We start from the raw sequence: 19,963 nt of genomic DNA on the forward strand, positions 1-19,963 counted from the left end.
TTTTATCAAAATTCACAAATAAATGCAATTATTTATATTAATATAAAGTAATTTATCTTTTATTTGCTTAATAAATCTACTTCTAATAAAACATTGTTATTCTCATACTTTAAGCTATAATTAGTTATTTTATAATAATCAATTTTTTCTAAATCATTCAGTATCTCTTCTTTACTTCCTTCTAGTTTGCAATTTAGCTTCCATAGACCATTTTCTGCTTTATTATAGTTTAAAATTGTTAAAGTATTATAATCTTTAAAATCTTTTTCGATTTCTTTAATATATTTTGCATTTTTTACTTCTGTTATACCATCTGATTCGCTCTCATTTATATTTTTTGCTGATTCATCTTTATAATTTAATAATATAAAGCATTGAATTATTGTTATAAAAATAACTATTAAATATACTATATTTTTTCTTTTCATAATCCAACCTCAATATAATATTTATCTTTACCATCAACATTTAAAGAATTAATCTTAAATATCTTTTCTTCTTCAATATTGTATATTTCTTGAATTGAATTCAATTCAATACTTCCAGAATCATTTTCTATTTTCAAACTTATTATATTTTCACTTATAGCTTTAATAACAGTACTTAATTTCTCTTTATTTATATCCTGATTATTTTCAATAGCACTTACTACAGGAACTATTTCATTATTATTTAATTTTTTTGATACTTTATTAAATGAAGTAGGTATTATAAATATATTAATAAAAATTAAAATTCCAATTAACTTTTCAATATTATTATTAGATTTATTATTTTGTCCTTCTATAAATTCATATGGTATAAAATATTTATTTTTCACATATTTTTTCATATATATCAACTCCTAAATCAATATAATAATTGATATCTTCTATTTTGATATCCTTTAAGCTTTTATCTACAACTAATACATAATCACTTCTTTCATTAATATAAGTGTTAACTTCCTCAAAACTTTCTGTAATTAAAGAATCTATAATAAAACCATCTTCTATATTTATTAAATGATTTAATTCCTTTATTTTATAATAAACTAATATATACTTATGTTTTCTTAACTTTTTAAAAATCTTATTCTTTACTTTAAATTGTATTGGTTCAATTATTAATTCTTTTGCACCATAAAATAAATTATTTATTCTATCATTTCTCATAGAATATAGGTAAAAATATCTTTCATTCTTTTCAACCTCATAATGAAATAATAAATTTGATTTATCTGAAAAATCTTCAGATATCTTATTATCTATATATTTTTCAATTTTGATTTTTTCTTCTGGATACTTATATTTCTTAATAAAGATTTTTTCTGAACAAATTGTAATTCTTATCTTCTTATTTATCCTACTTAATAACAATTTAATTGCATCATAGTCATACTCTACATTTTTAAAATATAACTTATCTTTATAAATTTCTACATTACTACTCATAATTTATCTCCCACTATATTTTTAGTTTTATAATAAGTTGGAACAAAAATTTTCTTATCATTATACTCTTTCACTTCAAGTTCAATATATATATTAGAATTACTTAATTTTTTAACTAGAAAATATTCCTTTTCCTTTTTAACAAGTTGATAATTAGAATCCTTATACTCCTCTTTATTATTCTTGTTAATTTCTTTTAATATAAATTCCTCTTCTAAAGTTAATGTTTTTTTATCACTATAAGATTTATAGGTTTGAGCTTTTAAATAATTTAAAGTAATTAAATTCAGTGAAATAGTTATTAATAAAATAACAAGCATAAGAATAACTAAACTTTCAATAAAAGCAAATGCTTTCTTCTTTCCCTTATTTATCATATACAAATAATCCTTTCATCCCTATTGAAATTAATTATTTTTAAATAATATATGTTGTTTTTCTTTGCAATTTTAAAATCAGATACATCTGTCATAATTATATTAGTACCTATTTTAAAATCATTCTTATTATATGTTTCTAAAACTATCTTTTTTTTACTTGAATCTAGATAAACCTTCTTTTTCTTAACGTCAGTTTGATTATTATCTTTTTTATATATGATTAAGATTTCCCCTTTATTATTTTCATTTTCTCCCTTAATTTTAATTGATTCAATCATATATCCTTTTAAAAGCCTCTCAATATTTAATACTGCATCATCAAAGGAATCTTGAACTTTTGAATTATTTATAAGCAAAGAATAATTTCTGAATGTTATAATTGCTGTATTAAATGCTAAGGTTAATACTATTAATTGTATAAACATAGATATATTCAATTCAATTAATGTAAATCCATATTTCTTTTTCCTAAATATCCATCCAATAAGACTTAATAAATTCCCTTTCAGCTAAAATTCCTCCCTTTAAATCGAAAATCTTTATTTTAAATGTCGATATTTTATAATCTTCCTCTATAGAATTATCCATTACCTTTTCTATTATAATGTTATTTCCTGATTCTAAATCTGTAAGAGGAGTAGTAAGTAAGCTTTCTAAAATATCATCGTTATATTTTAAAAATAAATTCCCCTTATTAAATACATCTTTTAAATTAGTAAAACTTATATTATATTTTATTTCATTTTCTATTGCATAAGCCACTCTATTAGCCTTTTCTTTATTTCTTCTTAAATTTATAGATTTTGATGTAATTGCAATAATTTGAATAGAAAGCGTTAAAGCTATTAAAATAATAGATAATGATATTATTGATTCCACCAATGTATTACCTTTTTTCATTGTATAATATCTCCCTCTTCTTCATCACTTTCATAACTTCTAATAATATCATTTCCTACACTTACGGTTATATTAATTCTCTTATTACTTTTATGAGTTAATGTAATAGTTCCAGCAGACTTAATATATCCTTCATCTGTAATATTATTATTATCACTTGTAATACTACTAGAAACTTTAAAATTACTTCCTACTTCAATATCTTTATTTAACTTTATAGTCTTAGTAATTGGAAAATCTTTATTTGTCACCTCAAAGGTTATAGTTTTCCTATTATTGCCCACAAGTATCTGTCCTGACACTTTATTTTTTCTACAATAGGCTTTTCCAAAACTTAATAAAGATTTTACTTCATTAGCCACACTATTAAACTCAATAATCTCCATTTTCTCTTTAAACTTCACTATATTTATTGTAGTAATAGAAGAAATAACTGCAATTATAGATAAAACTATAATAAGTTCAATTAATGTATACCCTTTTTTCATTATATCGCTACCTCAAATATAGATGAAAATAATGGAACTACAAATATCATTAAAAAAGAAATAACAAATCCTCCAACAATTAATATTGATGCTGGTTGAATAATAGCAACTTTTTTATTAATACCATCAATTAATTTTTTCTCTAAGTAAGAGGTTAATGATTCTAGTCTTTCATCAATTGATCCTCCCTCTTCCCCTAACTTAATAATAGAGATTGTATAGCTTGAATAATATCTTTTACTTATCAAACTATCAGAAATTGATTTCCCCTTTAATATACTGTAATTTAAACTTATAAACCTATCTATTAAATCCCTTATTTTAAAGCTATTTGCTGCACAGATAAGCCCTTCTGATAAGTTAACACCACTTTTCATTATTATTCCTAATATTGAAACAAATAAAAATTCACTAAACTCTCTATATAAAGGAATTTTATTAAATAATCTTATAATAATGTCTTTTAAATAATATTTGTATAAAAACCAGAATAATACTAATAAATCAAATATATAAACAAGTACTCTTACTGGATTTTCTCTTATTGAATTTGATAAATTATAACTTAATTTACATATTAAAGGTATATCAGCATCTAAACTAATATAAAAATCATATAAATTTGGTATTACAAAAAGTATAATAAAAATAAATAAACTAATAGTAGCTGTAATTATTAAAATCGGATAAGCTAGAGCATTTTTAACTGTGTTTCTAAAAAATATATTAACGTTATAATAATCTTCTAATCCCTTTAGAACTTTAAAAAGGTTTCCACTTTTTTCACCCATCGCTATCATTCCTGTAAAAAAATCTGGATATAAATAATTATAAGCCTTAAAGCAATCTTCTAAAGATTTTCCCTCTAAAATATATCTTTTAATTCCTCTAATACTTTCTTTATAATCTCTATTTAGTGGTAATTCATTAAGTAAATCTACTATCATGATCATAGAAATACCTTCCTTATAAAGTATTGCTAGATTTCCTGCAATCAAAGATAGATTATTATAATTTACTTTCTTATATAAAAATTCTATTTTTTTCATAATCCAAAGCCTCTTCTATCAAAAAATTATTATAGTCTTCTATTGTTATAAATCCATTTTTAAGTAAATATTTTAAATTCATTATCATTTCTTGGTTACTTAATTCTTTTATTTCCTGGTAAATATTTGAAATTATTTTCTTAATTTCTTCATCGATATATACAACTGCACTTACTGATTTTCTTCCTTTATATCCTGTATAATTACAATGGTTGCATCCAACAGCTTTATATACTACTATCTCATTATTATCTAAATTTATTATCTTGCCTTCTCCCTTACAACTAAAACATAAAACCCTTACAAGCCTCTGAGAAATAATTCCTATTAATGAGTCCTTTATTAAATAAGGCTTTACTCCCATATCTTCTAATCTTAATAAAACTTCCTTAGGAGTCTTAGTATGAATTGTTGAATAAACCTTATGTCCAGTTAAAGATGCAGTAACAGCTATATTTGCAGTTTCTTCATCTCTTATTTCACCTATCATTAGGACATCTGGATCTTGTCTCAGTATGCTACGAAGACCTGTTGAAAATGTAATATTTGCTTTTTTATTTAAACTTACTTGATTAACTCCATTTATTAAAACTTCAACAGGATCTTCTAATGTTGTAATATTAATATTTTTTTTGTTAATTTCCTTTAATATAGAATATAAAGTAGTAGATTTACCACTCCCAGTTGGTCCATTAATTAAAATAAGACCATTCTTCACAGCAATCATTTTTTTCAATTTTTCTCTTTGAAACTTGCTCATATTTAAATTATTAAGTTCATGTTCAAATATTTCACCATATAAAATTCTTACAACTAGCTTTTCTCCATATACAATTGGTATTGTAGATAGCCTTAAATCATAATCTTTTTTCTGTACTTTAATAAAAGCTTTTCCATCTTGAGGTTTTCTTTTTTCAGTAATATCCATATTCCCCATAATTTTAATTTGAGAAAGCAACTTCTGATATTCCTCATTTTTAATTTTTGTAAAAGGTACTAATAATCCATCAATTCTTATCCTTATAAAAATATCTTCTCTTTGAGGCTCAAAATGTATATCTGAAGCTCTTTCAATAATTGTCTTACATAATATTGCTTCTAATAAGTTATCAGATTCTCCAAGAAATACTTTAAATATTAAATCTCTAATATCATCATTCTTCATTTTAATAGTTTCTATTTTACTATTAAATAGAAATTCTAATTCTTCTTTGTTATTTAATTTTTCTTCAGAAGAAAGTACAGTTAATTTATTATTCTCTATCCTTATCGGTAAAATAAAATATTCTTGAGCCTTTGTATTTCCTAATTTCCTTGCAATATCTAAATTAATATCGAATAATTCTATTTTGTTCATATCAAATCACCATTTAAATTTATATCCCATAATACTACTTTTTATACAATATATTCTAATTTATTTATGTCATTTAATAATATCTATCAAAAATAATCTGTTGCAAAAACAACTATCCTATCAGATGAGAAAAGATGGATTAAATATAATCCACCTTTTTTTTTTGCATAATACAGTAATAATAATTTTGTATATTTAGATACACCTTGTTACTAAATATTTCTTTTTATCTCACGCTTCAAATTCATGTAACCATCTATCATTATGTGTATTATCGTCAAAGAAAAATTATTATATTCTAAGTTTAAAATTCATCACCTAACACAGATTCATTAATTGCATGGTTTACTGCTAGTTTTGAAGAAGCAAAAGCCGCTATTGGTATAGATAAAACAAGCGCTATTCCACCTGATATCCCCTGAATTATTTCAATTACTATACTATCAATATTTATTAGTTGTATATAAGGAAGATTATACATAAAATAAATAACAACTATATTAATACTACTTCCTGTAAAAGCCAATATTAATGTATTAGTCATAGTACCCATTACATCTTTCCCTATATTCATTCCAGAAGTAAATAGCTGTGAACTAGTTAATTTATTATTTACCTCATGCATTTCAAATATAGAAGAAGTAATGGACATAGTAGTATCCATTATTGCTCCTAATGAAGCAATAATTATTCCTGCAAAAAGTAAATCTTTTACTCTCAAAGATGTCTTTTGTGCAACAAAAAGCAAATCCTCTGCCTCATAAGTATTAAAACTAGATATATTAGTTATAACACCAAATAAATAAGCTAATATTCCTGCAATAGCAGTACATAAAATACAACTCAAACATGCAACTATTGTTTTCTTACTAAATCCATTAAGTGATAACATAGTAATACCTGTTGATAATATTACAATAATTATTGAGGATAATATTGGATTAACACCTATTATTATCAAAGGAATAAACAAAAATATTACACATATCATGGTGACTGCTAAAGAAAATAATGATTTCATTCCTTTTAATTTTCCAATAAATATTACGATAAAAATAAATATTAATACTAATGCATAAATACTTAATTCTCTGCTATAATTCACAATAACAGTTGTAATAAAATTATCATAGCTAGAAATTATAAACTTTGTCCCAACTTTTGCTGGCTTATTATCAACTCTACCAATAAAATTATTGATGAAAATTATTTTATCTTTTTCTTCCCCACTTATAATCTTAAGTTCCAGCTGCTGTTTACCTATATTAATATAAGAAAAATCTGGATCTGGTTCTAGTTCTTCAGAGACTATACTTATAACTTCTGCTTTTGCATATTCAATACCTACTGGTCTATCACCTGGTTTATTATAATTTAATGTTTTATTAAAAATAACTATAACTACAAAAAGTGCTAACATAAATACTATCCAAATTATACTCTCCTTATTAATTTCAAAATTTATTTTTTTAAATTTAGACATAAGTAACTCCCTCTTTATTCTTAATTTTATTTAATTAATATTACTTATATATAATTATCATTAACTCTAAACTAGCCATTTATTTTTATAAATCCATCTTTAACATTTAACTTTCCATAATTATTCTTTGTAGATAAAGTAGTTTTATCACTATCACCATTAACAGTTGCAAAAACAGCCTCGTCAATTTCAATAGCTAGTTTATCGCTTGTAATAACTGAATCTTTAAGTTTAAACATCAATTTAAATAGTATATCTTTCTTTTTACTCTCAAATCCACTCTTAACATATGCATTTTTACCTGCTGTTGTATCTAAATACATAGCCCTTATTTCTCCTTCTTGATTTGCAACTTCTTCATTGTAACTCCATTGTGGAATCTTATAAGACGTCTCTTCATCTCTTTCTGGATCATAATCGTTGTATGTTTCCATTGTTCCTATAGAAATACCAACAAACTCTAGTTTATTATTATCAAACTTTATTGATACACTTGCTGCAGGATATTCATTATCAGGTAAGTTACTTAATACTGCTGGTATTATAATCTCATCTTTATAATCAGCTGAAATATTTTCATTAGAAACTTTTAACTTTAATGTAGGTGTTGTTATATTATTTAAAATCATTATTGATAATATTAAAGCTAATACCAAGCCTCCACCGATTATCCATAATTTTTTATTTACTTTTAGCTTCATAAACTCATCCTTCTCCCCTTTAATATAATTTCAAATTATATACATATAATACATTAGATTACTCTATATTTCTTTCACCATTCTGTTAAATATATGTAATAAAAACTTAACATTAATAAATACGAAAAGTACTACAAATTGATATACAAATCACTTTGTAATACTTTCATAACTATATTATTTTGATAAAACTGTGAACTCTCTAGCTGATACATAATTATCAACTATATCTATGGCATCTCTTGTATTAATTCTTCCATCGGCATTTACATTGACAGTTATCATTTCTTTATTATCTAAATTTCTTTTTCTTAGCCAAGAACTAACTGCTACTAATGCATCTTGTGCATCTATTCCATCATTATTAATATCACCAAATGCTACTGATTCTGATTGCTTATTTGATTCTATTAAAGTATAGTTTTTCATATCAGATAAATTGTCTAAACTAGTTTCTTCTGGTACTAATGCCACATAAGTTATTTTCCCTGTTTTTTCTGTAAATTCTGGGCTATAGTAAAATTTACTATCTCCAAAGTTAATATTTGTTGTGTTCTCTACTAATGTAAACTCTGCTGCAACAGCTTTCATATTTTCAGGGATTACATCAATTCCATCTGATACATAGAGTTCCCTTGCACTTACTTGAGCTACTTCTTTATCTACAAAAGTAATATTACTCTTTGCATTTTTAGTATCATATTCTATATCTAAATCATTTTCACATCTTAAAACTAATCCTGACATCTTAATAGAAGTACTCTCTTCTTTAGACTTATCTTCCTTTAATCCAACTGTTAATGTAACAATATTCTTATCACCTGATGTATTGTTAACAAAAATAGGTTCATCATCTAAATTTGCAAGAGCAATACGCAATTTACCTTCATCAACATTATAATCCCAATTATTTGCTTTAATTATCTTATTATTCAACTCAACAGTTTTAACTTCTAAATCCTCTGGAATATCAAATGTCATTTCTGAAGCTCTTATTATAGAATCAGTTGGTAACTCATTAACCGTAACTGGAATTCTAAACTCTACGCCTGCTTTACCTTCGATATTATCAATATTTGGCATACTGGCTGTATAAGGACTTTCATTTAAATCTCTAACTACAGTTAGTGTATCGTATAGATATTTATTAGTTGTTATAGTATCTGTATCTGTATCATATTTAAACATATACGTGTTTAATGTAAATTTTTTTTCTGAAACTTCCATTTCAACAATTACTTGTTCTTTCTTAACATCACTACCAGTATCAGTTGAATTAACATCTAAGAATGAATATCCTGGTGCAAGTAAATCGCCATCGCCTACTGTGTAATTCTTTTTAGAATACCATTTTAATCCACCAGCATGACCTCCAACCATATATAGTGGTACATTTTCTGGATCAACTACAGTACCATCATCATTTGTTGTTATTTCTGCCTTATATCCATTTTCATCAACAAATCCCCTTGAATAGACATGGTCATGACCTTGCATTACTACGTCAACATCTAAATCTGTAAGTACTGGAGACCAATATTTTCTTGCCTCTATTACATCTGAATCAGTTATATGAGATGCCCCTGTATATATTGATTTATGGAAACCAACAAATATCCATTGCCCTCTTGACTTTGCTTTACTTACCACTTCTGTTAAATGTTCCTTTTGAGCTAATCTTGCATCAGCATCATATCTCGCAGTTTCTAAATTTAACATTATGAATGTTACTGGACCGTAATCATATGAATATACTATATTCCCAGATTCTGCTGGTGCATTAATATGTCTAGTTAAAGAATTATTGTCATGATTACCTTGTACTACAGTAACTAAGTTATTTCCAAACATGTCTTGTCCACCTGTTGGAAAAGCTCCATCATTATTAAATAACAATTCCCATTGAGTTTCATTTGCTGATGTATCTGTTATATCACCAGCAAGATAAATAAAATCTAAATCTTCAATATTATTTACTTCTTCTAATGTAGCACCTAATGCCTTAGCATTTGTAGCATTTGATACTTGTGTATCTGCAATATAAGCAAATTTAATACTATCTTTACTTCCAACTGCTGGAGCTGTCTTAAATTTACCACTAAAGGTATCTTCTCCTGTGCCTACTATATATTCATATTGTGTATTAGGCTCTAAATTATTTACAGCTATTTTATGAAAATATTTATTTGCATTACCTATTGAATTTTCGCCGAGTACAGTTATTTCTTTATTATCTCCAACTTTTTTTAATACAATCTTAGTTTCTAATCCAAAATTTATTGTTGTATAAGTAATGTTAACTTGGGTTGATGGATCATCCCCCATATGAACATTTACTTGCTTTGGTTTTGAGTATTCCTCTTCACTAACTGCTAAATCATATGCTTCAATTCCTTTCTCAGAATTTTCAGTAGCTACTTCATTATTCACTGTTAATTTCGATGCACCTGCTTCAATTACTCCGCTTGCCATAGCTATTGCCATAGCTATTGATAAAGCTATAATTTTATTTCTTCTAATCATAAACATCCCCCATTTATTTACTTTATTATCAATCTTTACGAAGTAAATATTAATATATCTTTGTTATAGCTATATTAAATAAATGTTATAGTTTGGTAAATTTTTACTTATGTTAACCTCTAGAATTGCTTGTCTAAATAGGAACTTCTGATATTTCTCATTTTTAATTTTTCTCAAAGTGACTAACGACTCATCAATTCTTATCCTTATAAAACTATCTGCTCTTTGAGGCTGGATACGATATCAAAAGTGCTTTCAATAATTGACTTATATAGAATATTACAATTTTTTGATATCAAATCTAAATAATAAAATATATCAAAAAAGGATATTTATAACTTAATTATAAATATCCTTAATTATAGTCTATAAAATTATATGTTCCTGTATCTACATCTAAAGTACTAATTGTTCCATCTTCACATTTATATAATTTTTCTATTCTAGTATCATCTCCTCCAATAAATAATATATTTCCACTACTATCCTTAGATAATCCCTTTTCTAAATTTATTATTTTAGGAAAATCATAAACTAGTCTTTTTACTGAACCATTATTATATTTATAAAGGGAATAATTATTATTTTCTATCCTGCCTAAAATATAAATACCATCTTCACTTACTTCTACATCACTTATATCTATAATATTATCAATTGATTCAGTAATATTACCATTTTCATCTATAAATTTTAATGTTCTTTGTTTTTCTTCTTTTTCTTGCACAAATACTATTCCATCATCAATTACCTTTAAGTATTCAACATATCCTAAATCTAATTTATATAATAATTTTTCCTTATTTTCAGATATATTATATATAAATATGCCATTATTTCTACTATCATCAATTCCATAATAGACCAAAGTATCTTTATTTAGCCAATCTATTAATTCTCCTGATATGGCTACATTACTTTTGAAATCAATATCCTTATCTTCTTTTAAATTTTTGATTTTAAGATTTAAATAATCTTCTCTTACAAAATAGGATAAATAATCTCCACCTATAGATAATTTAGGTGATGTAATATTTTTTGAATCTTCTATGTCTTTTTCTTTTCCTAAGTAATTTACTTTAAATTTTCCATCTTCACTATAAATGAAATTTTCACTTTTTGAATCATATGAAGTAATTATATAATCAGTTTCTACTTTCTCATATTTTTCATCAGCTAAATTATAAATACTATAATCACCTGAATTCTCTATTGCTATTGCGCCATTATCTATTTTAACTTTTTTAATTTCTTCTTCATCATTACTACAACCAAAAAGACCAATACTATACAATAAAATTAAACTACTAAGGAAAACTCTTTTTCTCCTTTTTTTAATCATTTTTTACCTCTTTAAATTAATAATTCGCCTTTACAAATAAAATTTGCTTCCCCAATCATATAAACTTCCTCATTTATAATTTCTACAACTAGATGTCCACCTAAAGTTATAACATTAACTCTATTTGAACACATACCTAATTTATTTAAAGCAACTACAGATGCACAACATCCTGTTCCACATGCTAAAGTAGCTCCTGCCCCTCTTTCCCATGTTATTACTTCTATATTATTATCATCAATTCTTTTTACCAAATTTACATTTGTACCTTTAGTAAATAACTCATACTTTTCTATTATCTTTCCATCTTCAATAGAGTATTCACCTTTATTATTAATTAATATAGTATGGGGAACTCCCATTAAAAGACTAGTTAATTTGTAGGCTTTATTATTTATAATAATTTCTTCATCTATTAAAGTATTTTTATCTTTTAGCAATACATCTTCTCCAAAAAAACTTCCTTTTCCCATATTTACTCTTACTAACTTTACATAATTATTATGAAGTATTACCTTAACCTTTTTAACTCCATCACCTGTTTCGATAGTAATTTCCTCTTTATTTATATGCTTTACTTCATATAAATATTTAGTAAAACATCTAATTGCATTTCCACACATATTTGCCCTAGACCCATCGCTATTTATAATTATCATTTTTGCATCTGCAATGTTTGATTTTCTTATAATAACTAACCCATCAGCTCCAATACCAAATCTTCTATGACAAACTTTCTTTGCCAATTCTATCTCATTTTCAATGATTTTATCATTATAATCTTCAATTATTATAAAATCATTACCTAAGCCTTGCATTTTAATAAAATTCATAAAATCCCTCCTTTTAAATTTACATTGCCATTGATAAAATTATCTATTAAATGTTATACTATCCTTATGTTATTACCAAAGAAAGGATGATACTTATGGCATTAGATGGTATCTACCTATATAGTTTAGTACATGATTTTAAAAAATCAATATTAAATTGTAAAATAGATAAAATCAATCAACCAGAAAAAGATGAAGTAATTTTAACACTTAGAAAGGGTAGGGAAAATATTAAATTATTAATATCAGCCTCTTCAAAATTCCCTAGAATCCATTTAACCAATATAAGTAAACCAAACCCACTTCAAGCACCAACGTTTACTATGGTAATGAGAAAGTATTTAATTGGCGGAAAAATAACCAATATTACTCAATTAAATGGTGATAGAGTAATTCAATTACATATTGAATCTACTGATGAACTAGGTTTTGACAGTAAATATGTATTAATAGTTGAAATAATGGGTAGACATAGTAACATTACTCTAGTTAGAGAAAGAGATAATAAGATTATGGAATGCATTAAACATATATCTTCAGATATAAATACCTATAGAATTTTATATCCAGGCATAAATTATGTATATCCTCCAAGCTCTAACAAATTAAATCCATTTAATTTTTCTCAAGATGAATTTAATAAGTATTTAGATAGTACTGAATTAAATATAAATGAATATTTATTTACTAATATTTTCACTGGTATTGGAAAATCTTTATCTAAAAATCTATATATAAATTGCTTACAAGATAATAATACCATAAATAAAGATTTTATTTTTAATTTCTTTAAAAAATTTATCAAAAATTTAGAACAAAATTTTTCTTACAACATTTATAAGGAAAATGAAGTATTTAAAGATTTCCATTGCATTGAATTAAAGGCTTTTAATGATATTTATTCATCTATTAATTTTAATGATCCAAATACTTTGTTAGATGAATTCTTTACTATTAAGGACAAACAAGATAGATTATTAAGTAGAAGCACATACTTACAGAAGTTAATTTCGAATAATATAGATAGGTGCAATAATAAAGATAAAAAATTAAATAACATTTTAGAAGAATGTAGAGAAAAATATAAATATAAAATATATGGAGACTTATTAACTTCTTATATTTATATGATTAACAAAGGTCAAAAAGAGATAACCTTATTAAATTTCTATAACGAAAAAGAAGAAGAATATATAACCATTAAATTAGATGAAAATAAAACTCCATCTGAAAATATCCAAAGTTTTTATAAAAAATATAATAAATTAAAAAAATCAGAAGAATCTGCATTAGAACAACTTGAAAGAAATAAAGCAGAGCTGGAATACTTAAATTCAGTTTTAACAAATATTTTAAACTGCGAAAGTTATATAGAAATTGATGATATAAAGAAAGAATTAATAGAAACAAATTATCTAAAATTCAAGGGAAATTCTAAAAAGAATAAAAAAGATAAATCTTCTAAACCAATTCATATTATTTCTTCTGATGGAACTGATATTTATGTAGGTAAAAATAATATTCAAAATGATTATTTAACATTAAAATTTGCTAATAAAAATCATCTATGGCTTCACACAAAAAATATACCTGGATCTCATGTCATTCTTTGTAGTGATAATCCATCCGATATTTCTATAGAGGAAGCAGCTATACTTGCATCTTATTATAGTAAAGCTAAAAATTCTACTAAAGTTCCAGTAGATTATACAATAGTTAAGAATATTAAAAAACCAAATGGTGCAAAGCCTGGAATGGTTATTTATCATACAAATTACACTATATATACTGAACCAAGTGAATATACTAATTTTAAATTTGAAAATAATAAAATTATAAAAAGGTAAACTTTTTATGCTTTCCTAATACAAAAAAAGTTAAGACGATTTTATTCATCTTAACTTTTTTATTCTTTAGATAATTATATATGATTTACAACCATATCTCCTGGATTCTTTATTAATTCATTATCAAAATATTGATAATAATAACACTTTAACTTACCATTATAAAGTTTTCTATTCTTGCTAGATTTTATACCAAAAGGAGTTTCGAATTTTTCATAAGAAGTTAATATATTATAATCCCAATTAAAGAACTTTTTCTTATATCTTCCAAAAATCTTATATAATTCTTCAACTTCTTTCTTTTCCCCTAATCTTTCACCATATGGCGGATTAGATATAATAAATCCATATTTCTCCCCACTAGAAAAATCTTTAAAATCTCTTCTATGGAATTCTATATATTTAGATACCCCTGCTTTTTCTGCGTTACTTCTAGCAACCTTTAGTATTCTACCATCTATATCATATCCTAAAAGCTTTATATCCTTATGCTTTATTGCTCTTTCAGCACCTTCTCTAACTTGCTCAAAAATATCCTCATCTATCGTTGGCCATGTTTCACAAGTAAATGATCTACACATTCCTGGGGCAATATTTTGCATAATCATTGCAGCTTCTATCAAAATAGTTCCTGAGCCACAAAAAGGATCAACTAATGTGAAATCTTCTTTCCATCTTGAAATAAGAACCATGGCTGCTGCTAAAGTTTCTTTTAATGGTGCTGCCCCTGCTTCTTCCCTATATCCTCTTTTGTGAAGTCCTGGTCCTGATGTATCAATAGTTAACGTAACTAAATCTTTAAGTATTGACACTTCAATTTTATATAATGGTCCATCTTCAGAAAATTGAGTTATTCCATAAGAATTGCTCATACTATCAACTATTGCTTTTTTAACTATTGACTGACAATCTGGAACACTATGTAAAGTAGACTTTACAGATTTGCCATTAACATGCATAATTCCATCTACAGGAATTAAGCCGCTCCAATTTATGCTTTTAGTACCTTGAAATAATTCTTCAAAACTTCTAGCTTCAAACTCTCCCATATTTATTAAAATTCTATCAGCAGTTCTTAAATGAATATTAGCTATTGCTATATCCATTTCATCTCCCTTGAAATGGACCTTACCATTTTCAGTTCTTAAATCCTCATATCCTAAAGCCTTTAATTCTTTTGCAGTAATTCCTTCTAATCCAAAGGTAGTAGTTGCAATTAAATTATATTCCATATCTTTCTCCTTTATTTTCCTTCGTAAATTTTAACAAAGTCTTTTCCATCTATTTCTTCAATTTCTACAGCTATAATTTCATTTTTAGATGTAGGAATATTCTTTCCTACATAATCTGCTCTTATAGGAAGTTCTTTATGCCCTCTATCTATTAATACAGCTAGTTGTATTTGGTCAGGTCTACCAGAATCCATTATAGCATCTATTGCTGCTCTTACTGTTCTACATGTATATAACACATCATCAACTAATATTACTTTTTTACCTATTATTTCAACACCTAAATTAGAGTTATTTACTTTTGGTGTATCTTTAATTTCACTTATATCATCTCTATATAAAGTAATATCTACTGATCCTACCGGTACCTTTACTCCCTCAATATTTTCTATATTCTTAGCTATTCTTTCAGCTATTGGGTATCCCCTTCTCTTTATTCCTACTAATACAACATCATCAATTCCCTTATTCTTTTCTATTATTTCATGAGATATTCTAATTAAAGTTCTATATATAGCCTTATCATCTAATAAATTTGCTTTTAACTTCATTTTACTCCACCTCTAATTCCTTAAATAATCTAATAAATCTAAATAATATTTAGGTAATTCCGAATCAAATTCAATATACTCTTTTGTTGTTGGATGTATAAATCCTAAAGTCTTTGCATGTAATACTTGACCTTCTAGCTTAAATCTTTGTTTTTTCAAACCATATAATGGATCTCCTACCAATGGATGTCCTATAGATGCCATATGTACTCTAATTTGATGAGTTCTTCCTGTTTCTAATGTACACTTAACTAGAGAAGTACCATTATTATATTGCTCCAATACATTATAATGAGTAACTGCCCTTTTACCATCATCTACAATAGCCATCTTTAATCTATCTTTTTTATTTCTACCAATAGGTTTATCAATAGTTCCTTCTAACTTATTAAATTTTCCTTCTACCAATGCATAATATTCTCTTTTGATGCTATGCTCCTTAAATTGCTCAGCTAATATATTATGTGACTCATCGTTTTTAGCAATAACTAAAATACCTGACGTATCCTTATCTATTCTATGAACTATACCAGGTCTTATAACTCCATTTATGCCAGATAAATCCTTACAATGATACAGTAATCCATTTACTAAAGTTCCTGAATAATTACCTGGAGCAGGATGCACTACGACACCTTGAGGCTTATTTAATACTATTATATCTTTATCTTCATAAACTATATTTAAATCAATATTTTCTGGCTTTACATCTAACTCTATAGGTTTTGGCATATTTACAACAATTTCATCATTCTCTCTTAACTTAAAATTACTTTTAACTTCTTTTTCATTTACTAATACAGACTTCGAGTCTATTAAACCTTGAATAAAGGATCTTGATTTACCTTCTATATTATTTGATAAGTATTTATCTATTCTTGTACCTATATCATTTTCATTAGTTACTTTAAAAAATAATTTATCCATTAATTAAATCTCCACTTTTTTATAATTCTTTACACATTATAATATATTGAATCTTCACACTCAATAGATATACCTATATAAAAATAAAAAAATCCGCCTTAAACGGATTTTATTCTTCTTCTTGAGCAAAAAAGCTTTTTATTTCATCCATATCCTCAGTATAAACATCATCAGTAGATTCTAAGTTTTTATCAGATACTTCAATATTTTTTTCTGCAATCAACTTTTCTATAGGTTCTGAAATATTATAATTCTTAGTTAAATCTTTTTCTAATTCATCAAAAGTTTCTGTTTGAGCATTCATGAAGTTTCTAAACTTAGCTCTAAATTTTACAAATTCTTGCTTAACTTTTTCATATTCATCATTTATTGCTATAACATCATTATGTGCCTTATCAATTATCCTCTTTGCTGATTCATTAGCATTCTTTAGGATTATCTCTGACTCTTTTTGTGATGTTGCTCTTGCCTGTTCAGCTGCATTTTGAGCTAATAAAAGAGTATTTTGTATAGTGTTTTCAATCTTAACATAATGTTCTAGTTTTTCATTTGCTCTGGATAAATTTTCTTTTAATCTTGAGTTTTCTTTATAAAGTTCTTCATAGTTATCTATAATTTCATTTATAAATTCATCGACCTCTTCGCTATCATATCCCCTAAATGTTTTTCTAAATTCCTTGTTGCTTATATCCATTGGAGTAAGCTTCATAAAATCACCTCTACGCATTATATATATTTTTTTATTATAATTCTCTGTCTCCCACTTCTAGTTTCCCCAATAATTTCCCCAATTATATACTTTCCACTACCTCTAATAGTTAGCCTAGATCCTAACACGAGCTCCTGGCTTTTATCTTTTGCCTTAACATAATCTACTAATACTTTTCCACTTTCTATTATTTCAATTGATTTTGATCTTGATATATTAGCAATTTTAGCAACAATCCCATCTACTCTTAATGAAGAAACATTAATTAAAATTTCCTCAAAATCTACAGAAGGTATATCCACTATATTGTATACAATATTTATTTCCACAGGAGATTTACCAATGTGAGTTAAATTTAATTGAACATAATCACTAATTTCTTCAACAATAGGTAAATATGCCTTATCTCCTTTTACTACAATATCTCCTAGCTTATTTCTTTCAATTCCTAATGATAAAATAGCTCCTAAATAATCCTTATGTTTTAAATTTGAAAAGTTTGACTTATTTTTAATCTCTAGTACACAAATTGGATAATCTATATTATAAGTATTATTAAATGATATCATTCGCCTTTCAGCTTCTTCAAAAACTCCATTTGTTTCGATAAAAAAATCATTACTTTTACAATATTTATCAAAAAAGTTCCATATGTTAGGTGGACAAAAGCTATTAGTAAAAATAGTTATATCTTTATCATAGGCAAGTTTATAATTTTCATATATTTTTATTGCTTCTTTTGCATCATCTTCAACAAAACTTTTAATAATTACTTCTTTGCTTAACATTAAAATAACATCCTAATATAAGATAATATCATTATTGCAAATAAAGGTGAAAAATCTATTAAATTATTTTTAAATACTTTATCTTGTAAAACCCTAAAAGGTAATAATACAGGATAATTAAATGATGCAATTATATTATATATATTAGTTTCCTTCATAGAAGGAAACATTGATATTATAACTTCTAATAAAATAGTTATTTCCAGAGCTATAGTTAATAATCTTATTGCTACAAAAACTATTTCGATTTAAATCTCCTCCTACTTATTCCAGTTAAATAATGCTTTTGAGCTTAATTCATTTTTCAATTCATTTGTTACTTCTACATTTGATGGCGATAATAAATAAACTCTTTGTTCAATTTCTTGTAAAGTCGCACCTAATACATAACAAGAACCACTAATAAAGTCTACTAATCTTTGTGCAGTTTTTGTTTCTAAAGTTGTAGCATTTACTAATACTATTTTTCTTGCTTTTATAGCATCTGCAATTTCTCTAGCATCATCATAATTTAACGGTTTAGTTACCATTACCTTTGCAGTAGACGCAGTATGAATATTAACCACCTTATTTCCTTTTTGCTTTGATATAATTGGTTCTATTTCCTCTTGAACCTCTTCTTCAACTTCAGTTTCTTCTAAATCATCAAAGTCGTCCTCATATTCTCCAAGCCCAATTATTTCTTTAAATTTTCCAAACATATTACCCATTTGTCATTCCTCCCACTATATTTCTTTTGCCAAAAATTCCTTCTCCAACTCGTATCAAATTAGAGCCCTCTTCTAGAGCTATTTTATAATCATGGGTCATTCCCATGGATAGAATTTTCATATTTATATTTTTATATGATTTTTTACTTAAATCATCAAATATACTTTTCATTTTTTTGAAATAAAATCTATTTTCTTCATCGTTTCCTTTTGGTATGATAGCCATAAGACCCATTACTTTACAACTATTACATTTTTCAACTTCATTTATCAGTTCTAATAAATCTTCTTCATAAATTCCACTCTTCGATTCTTCTTTTCCAACATTAATTTGAATTAAAAGATTTGCTGTAGAATTTTGTTTAGAAAATTCATCTTCAATTTTTTTTAATAGCTTTATACTAGACAAAGAATGTATTAAATAAACTTTATTTACTAAATATTTAACCTTATTAGTTTGTAAATTCCCTATAAAATGCCATCTTATATCTTTAGGTAGTATCTCTTCCTTTTCTATAAGTTCCTGGACTTTATTTTCTCCAAAGTCTCTTTGCTCTAAATCATAAGCTATTTGTATATCTTCTATAGGTTTAGTTTTTGATACTGCAACTAGTGTAGCATTATTTGATATATTTTTTTTAATCTTATTTAAGTTTTCTTCTATACTCAATGTATTTCCTCCTAAAGAAGCGTATTTACATAATTTAAGT

At 25.4% G+C, this 19,963-nt stretch carries 23 protein-coding genes; 1 reads left to right on the plus strand and 22 read right to left on the minus strand.

From position 1 onward, the window contains the following. Positions 1–59: 59 nt before the first annotated feature. From ACQPUY_RS00695 to dapF, 14 genes are all read right to left on the minus strand, one after another. Entirely contained in the window at positions 60–428 is a 369-nt protein-coding gene (locus ACQPUY_RS00695) for a hypothetical protein (protein WP_430838954.1), read from the minus strand. Further along, on the minus strand, positions 425–832 hold the full coding sequence (locus tag ACQPUY_RS00700) for a hypothetical protein (protein ID WP_430838955.1): 408 nt from the start codon (positions 830–832) through the stop codon (positions 425–427). Before ACQPUY_RS00700 ends, ACQPUY_RS00695 begins: the two co-directional genes overlap by 4 nt. Further along, on the minus strand, positions 810–1,433 hold the full coding sequence (locus ACQPUY_RS00705) for a hypothetical protein (protein ID WP_430838956.1): 624 nt from the start codon (positions 1,431–1,433) through the stop codon (positions 810–812). The genes ACQPUY_RS00700 and ACQPUY_RS00705 overlap by 23 nt, the downstream gene beginning before the upstream one ends. Further along, complete coding sequence (locus ACQPUY_RS00710; protein ID WP_430838957.1) at positions 1,430–1,810, minus strand: hypothetical protein; 381 nt, start codon at positions 1,808–1,810, stop codon at positions 1,430–1,432. The genes ACQPUY_RS00705 and ACQPUY_RS00710 overlap by 4 nt, the downstream gene beginning before the upstream one ends. Continuing rightward, complete coding sequence (locus tag ACQPUY_RS00715; protein WP_430839512.1) at positions 1,807–2,322, minus strand: PilW family protein; 516 nt, start codon at positions 2,320–2,322, stop codon at positions 1,807–1,809. The genes ACQPUY_RS00710 and ACQPUY_RS00715 overlap by 4 nt, the downstream gene beginning before the upstream one ends. Next, entirely contained in the window at positions 2,282–2,713 is a 432-nt protein-coding gene (locus ACQPUY_RS00720) for a type II secretion system protein (RefSeq protein ID WP_430838958.1), read from the minus strand. Before ACQPUY_RS00720 ends, ACQPUY_RS00715 begins: the two co-directional genes overlap by 41 nt. After that, a complete protein-coding gene (locus ACQPUY_RS00725) occupies positions 2,710–3,201 on the minus strand; it encodes a pilus assembly FimT family protein (protein ID WP_430838959.1) in 492 nt (163 codons plus the stop codon). Before ACQPUY_RS00725 ends, ACQPUY_RS00720 begins: the two co-directional genes overlap by 4 nt. Continuing rightward, positions 3,201–4,250, minus strand: coding sequence for a type II secretion system F family protein (locus ACQPUY_RS00730; RefSeq protein WP_430838960.1), 1,050 nt, complete (start codon positions 4,248–4,250; stop codon positions 3,201–3,203). The genes ACQPUY_RS00725 and ACQPUY_RS00730 overlap by 1 nt, the downstream gene beginning before the upstream one ends. Next, positions 4,225–5,607: a GspE/PulE family protein gene (locus ACQPUY_RS00735; protein ID WP_430838961.1), complete on the minus strand. Its 1,383-nt coding sequence runs from the start codon at positions 5,605–5,607 to the stop codon at positions 4,225–4,227. The genes ACQPUY_RS00730 and ACQPUY_RS00735 overlap by 26 nt, the downstream gene beginning before the upstream one ends. 304 nt (positions 5,608–5,911) lie before the next feature. After that, positions 5,912–7,090, minus strand: coding sequence for a YibE/F family protein (locus ACQPUY_RS00740; RefSeq protein ID WP_430838963.1), 1,179 nt, complete (start codon positions 7,088–7,090; stop codon positions 5,912–5,914). Positions 7,091–7,161: 71 nt separating this feature from the next. Beyond that, positions 7,162–7,791 (minus strand): hypothetical protein, encoded by a 630-nt coding sequence (locus ACQPUY_RS00745; RefSeq protein ID WP_430838964.1) that lies wholly within the window; start codon positions 7,789–7,791, stop codon positions 7,162–7,164. Between the two features lie 177 nt (positions 7,792–7,968). Beyond that, on the minus strand, positions 7,969–10,314 hold the full coding sequence (locus ACQPUY_RS00750) for a metallophosphoesterase (RefSeq protein ID WP_430838965.1): 2,346 nt from the start codon (positions 10,312–10,314) through the stop codon (positions 7,969–7,971). A gap of 355 nt (positions 10,315–10,669) precedes the next feature. Further along, positions 10,670–11,656 carry a hypothetical protein gene (locus ACQPUY_RS00755; protein WP_430838966.1) on the minus strand — a complete coding sequence of 329 codons (987 nt, stop codon included), beginning with the start codon at positions 11,654–11,656 and terminating at the stop codon, positions 10,670–10,672. An 11-nt stretch (positions 11,657–11,667) separates the two neighbouring features. Continuing rightward, complete coding sequence (gene dapF, locus ACQPUY_RS00760; RefSeq protein ID WP_430838967.1) at positions 11,668–12,489, minus strand: diaminopimelate epimerase; 822 nt, start codon at positions 12,487–12,489, stop codon at positions 11,668–11,670. A gap of 95 nt (positions 12,490–12,584) precedes the next feature. Between dapF and ACQPUY_RS00765 the strand changes: the two genes are divergently transcribed. After that, positions 12,585–14,336, plus strand: coding sequence for an Rqc2 family fibronectin-binding protein (locus ACQPUY_RS00765; RefSeq protein ID WP_430838968.1), 1,752 nt, complete (start codon positions 12,585–12,587; stop codon positions 14,334–14,336). Positions 14,337–14,410: 74 nt separating this feature from the next. Here ACQPUY_RS00765 and ACQPUY_RS00770 read toward each other — a convergent pair whose 3' ends face one another. The 8 genes from ACQPUY_RS00770 to ACQPUY_RS00805 form a co-directional block, all read right to left on the minus strand. After that, a complete protein-coding gene (locus ACQPUY_RS00770; protein WP_430838969.1) occupies positions 14,411–15,568 on the minus strand; it encodes a THUMP domain-containing class I SAM-dependent RNA methyltransferase in 1,158 nt (385 codons plus the stop codon). Between the two features lie 11 nt (positions 15,569–15,579). Then, a complete protein-coding gene (pyrR, locus tag ACQPUY_RS00775; RefSeq protein ID WP_430838970.1) occupies positions 15,580–16,119 on the minus strand; it encodes a bifunctional pyr operon transcriptional regulator/uracil phosphoribosyltransferase PyrR in 540 nt (179 codons plus the stop codon). Positions 16,120–16,131: 12 nt separating this feature from the next. Beyond that, positions 16,132–17,046 (minus strand): RluA family pseudouridine synthase, encoded by a 915-nt coding sequence (locus ACQPUY_RS00780; protein WP_430838971.1) that lies wholly within the window; start codon positions 17,044–17,046, stop codon positions 16,132–16,134. A gap of 109 nt (positions 17,047–17,155) precedes the next feature. Then, positions 17,156–17,755 carry a DivIVA domain-containing protein gene (locus ACQPUY_RS00785; RefSeq protein WP_430839513.1) on the minus strand — a complete coding sequence of 200 codons (600 nt, stop codon included), beginning with the start codon at positions 17,753–17,755 and terminating at the stop codon, positions 17,156–17,158. A gap of 17 nt (positions 17,756–17,772) precedes the next feature. Beyond that, positions 17,773–18,543: an RNA-binding protein gene (locus tag ACQPUY_RS00790; RefSeq protein ID WP_430838972.1), complete on the minus strand. Its 771-nt coding sequence runs from the start codon at positions 18,541–18,543 to the stop codon at positions 17,773–17,775. Beyond that, positions 18,543–18,791 carry a YggT family protein gene (locus tag ACQPUY_RS00795; RefSeq protein WP_430839514.1) on the minus strand — a complete coding sequence of 83 codons (249 nt, stop codon included), beginning with the start codon at positions 18,789–18,791 and terminating at the stop codon, positions 18,543–18,545. The genes ACQPUY_RS00790 and ACQPUY_RS00795 overlap by 1 nt, the downstream gene beginning before the upstream one ends. 12 nt (positions 18,792–18,803) lie before the next feature. Further along, on the minus strand, positions 18,804–19,253 hold the full coding sequence (locus ACQPUY_RS00800; RefSeq protein WP_430838973.1) for a cell division protein SepF: 450 nt from the start codon (positions 19,251–19,253) through the stop codon (positions 18,804–18,806). After that, positions 19,246–19,923 (minus strand): YggS family pyridoxal phosphate-dependent enzyme, encoded by a 678-nt coding sequence (locus tag ACQPUY_RS00805; RefSeq protein WP_430838974.1) that lies wholly within the window; start codon positions 19,921–19,923, stop codon positions 19,246–19,248. The genes ACQPUY_RS00800 and ACQPUY_RS00805 overlap by 8 nt, the downstream gene beginning before the upstream one ends. Between the last annotated feature and the right edge of the window lie 40 nt (positions 19,924–19,963).

Source organism: Clostridium nigeriense (assembly GCF_050585245.1).
GTDB classification, from domain to species: Bacteria; Bacillota; Clostridia; order Clostridiales; family Clostridiaceae; genus Clostridium; species Clostridium nigeriense_A.

Bases quoted from the DNA above. Each gene is read 5' to 3' on its own strand.
- ACQPUY_RS00695 (WP_430838954.1), bottom strand. From the start codon at position 428: ATGAAAAGAAAAAATATAGTATATTTAATAGTTATTTTTATAACAATA.
- ACQPUY_RS00700 (WP_430838955.1), bottom strand. From the start codon at position 832: ATGAAAAAATATGTGAAAAATAAATATTTTATACCATATGAATTTATA.
- ACQPUY_RS00705 (WP_430838956.1), bottom strand. From the start codon at position 1,433: ATGAGTAGTAATGTAGAAATTTATAAAGATAAGTTATATTTTAAAAAT.
- ACQPUY_RS00710 (WP_430838957.1), bottom strand. From the start codon at position 1,810: ATGATAAATAAGGGAAAGAAGAAAGCATTTGCTTTTATTGAAAGTTTA.
- ACQPUY_RS00720 (WP_430838958.1), bottom strand. From the start codon at position 2,713: ATGAAAAAAGGTAATACATTGGTGGAATCAATAATATCATTATCTATT.
- ACQPUY_RS00725 (WP_430838959.1), bottom strand. From the start codon at position 3,201: ATGAAAAAAGGGTATACATTAATTGAACTTATTATAGTTTTATCTATA.
- ACQPUY_RS00730 (WP_430838960.1), bottom strand. From the start codon at position 4,250: ATGAAAAAAATAGAATTTTTATATAAGAAAGTAAATTATAATAATCTA.
- ACQPUY_RS00735 (WP_430838961.1), bottom strand. From the start codon at position 5,607: ATGAACAAAATAGAATTATTCGATATTAATTTAGATATTGCAAGGAAA.
- ACQPUY_RS00740 (WP_430838963.1), bottom strand. From the start codon at position 7,090: ATGTCTAAATTTAAAAAAATAAATTTTGAAATTAATAAGGAGAGTATA.
- ACQPUY_RS00745 (WP_430838964.1), bottom strand. From the start codon at position 7,791: ATGAAGCTAAAAGTAAATAAAAAATTATGGATAATCGGTGGAGGCTTG.
- ACQPUY_RS00750 (WP_430838965.1), bottom strand. From the start codon at position 10,314: ATGATTAGAAGAAATAAAATTATAGCTTTATCAATAGCTATGGCAATA.
- ACQPUY_RS00755 (WP_430838966.1), bottom strand. From the start codon at position 11,656: ATGATTAAAAAAAGGAGAAAAAGAGTTTTCCTTAGTAGTTTAATTTTA.
- dapF (WP_430838967.1), bottom strand. From the start codon at position 12,489: ATGAATTTTATTAAAATGCAAGGCTTAGGTAATGATTTTATAATAATT.
- ACQPUY_RS00765 (WP_430838968.1), top strand. From the start codon at position 12,585: ATGGCATTAGATGGTATCTACCTATATAGTTTAGTACATGATTTTAAA.
- ACQPUY_RS00770 (WP_430838969.1), bottom strand. From the start codon at position 15,568: ATGGAATATAATTTAATTGCAACTACTACCTTTGGATTAGAAGGAATT.
- pyrR (WP_430838970.1), bottom strand. From the start codon at position 16,119: ATGAAGTTAAAAGCAAATTTATTAGATGATAAGGCTATATATAGAACT.
- ACQPUY_RS00780 (WP_430838971.1), bottom strand. From the start codon at position 17,046: ATGGATAAATTATTTTTTAAAGTAACTAATGAAAATGATATAGGTACA.
- ACQPUY_RS00785 (WP_430839513.1), bottom strand. From the start codon at position 17,755: ATGAAGCTTACTCCAATGGATATAAGCAACAAGGAATTTAGAAAAACA.
- ACQPUY_RS00790 (WP_430838972.1), bottom strand. From the start codon at position 18,543: ATGTTAAGCAAAGAAGTAATTATTAAAAGTTTTGTTGAAGATGATGCA.
- ACQPUY_RS00800 (WP_430838973.1), bottom strand. From the start codon at position 19,253: ATGGGTAATATGTTTGGAAAATTTAAAGAAATAATTGGGCTTGGAGAA.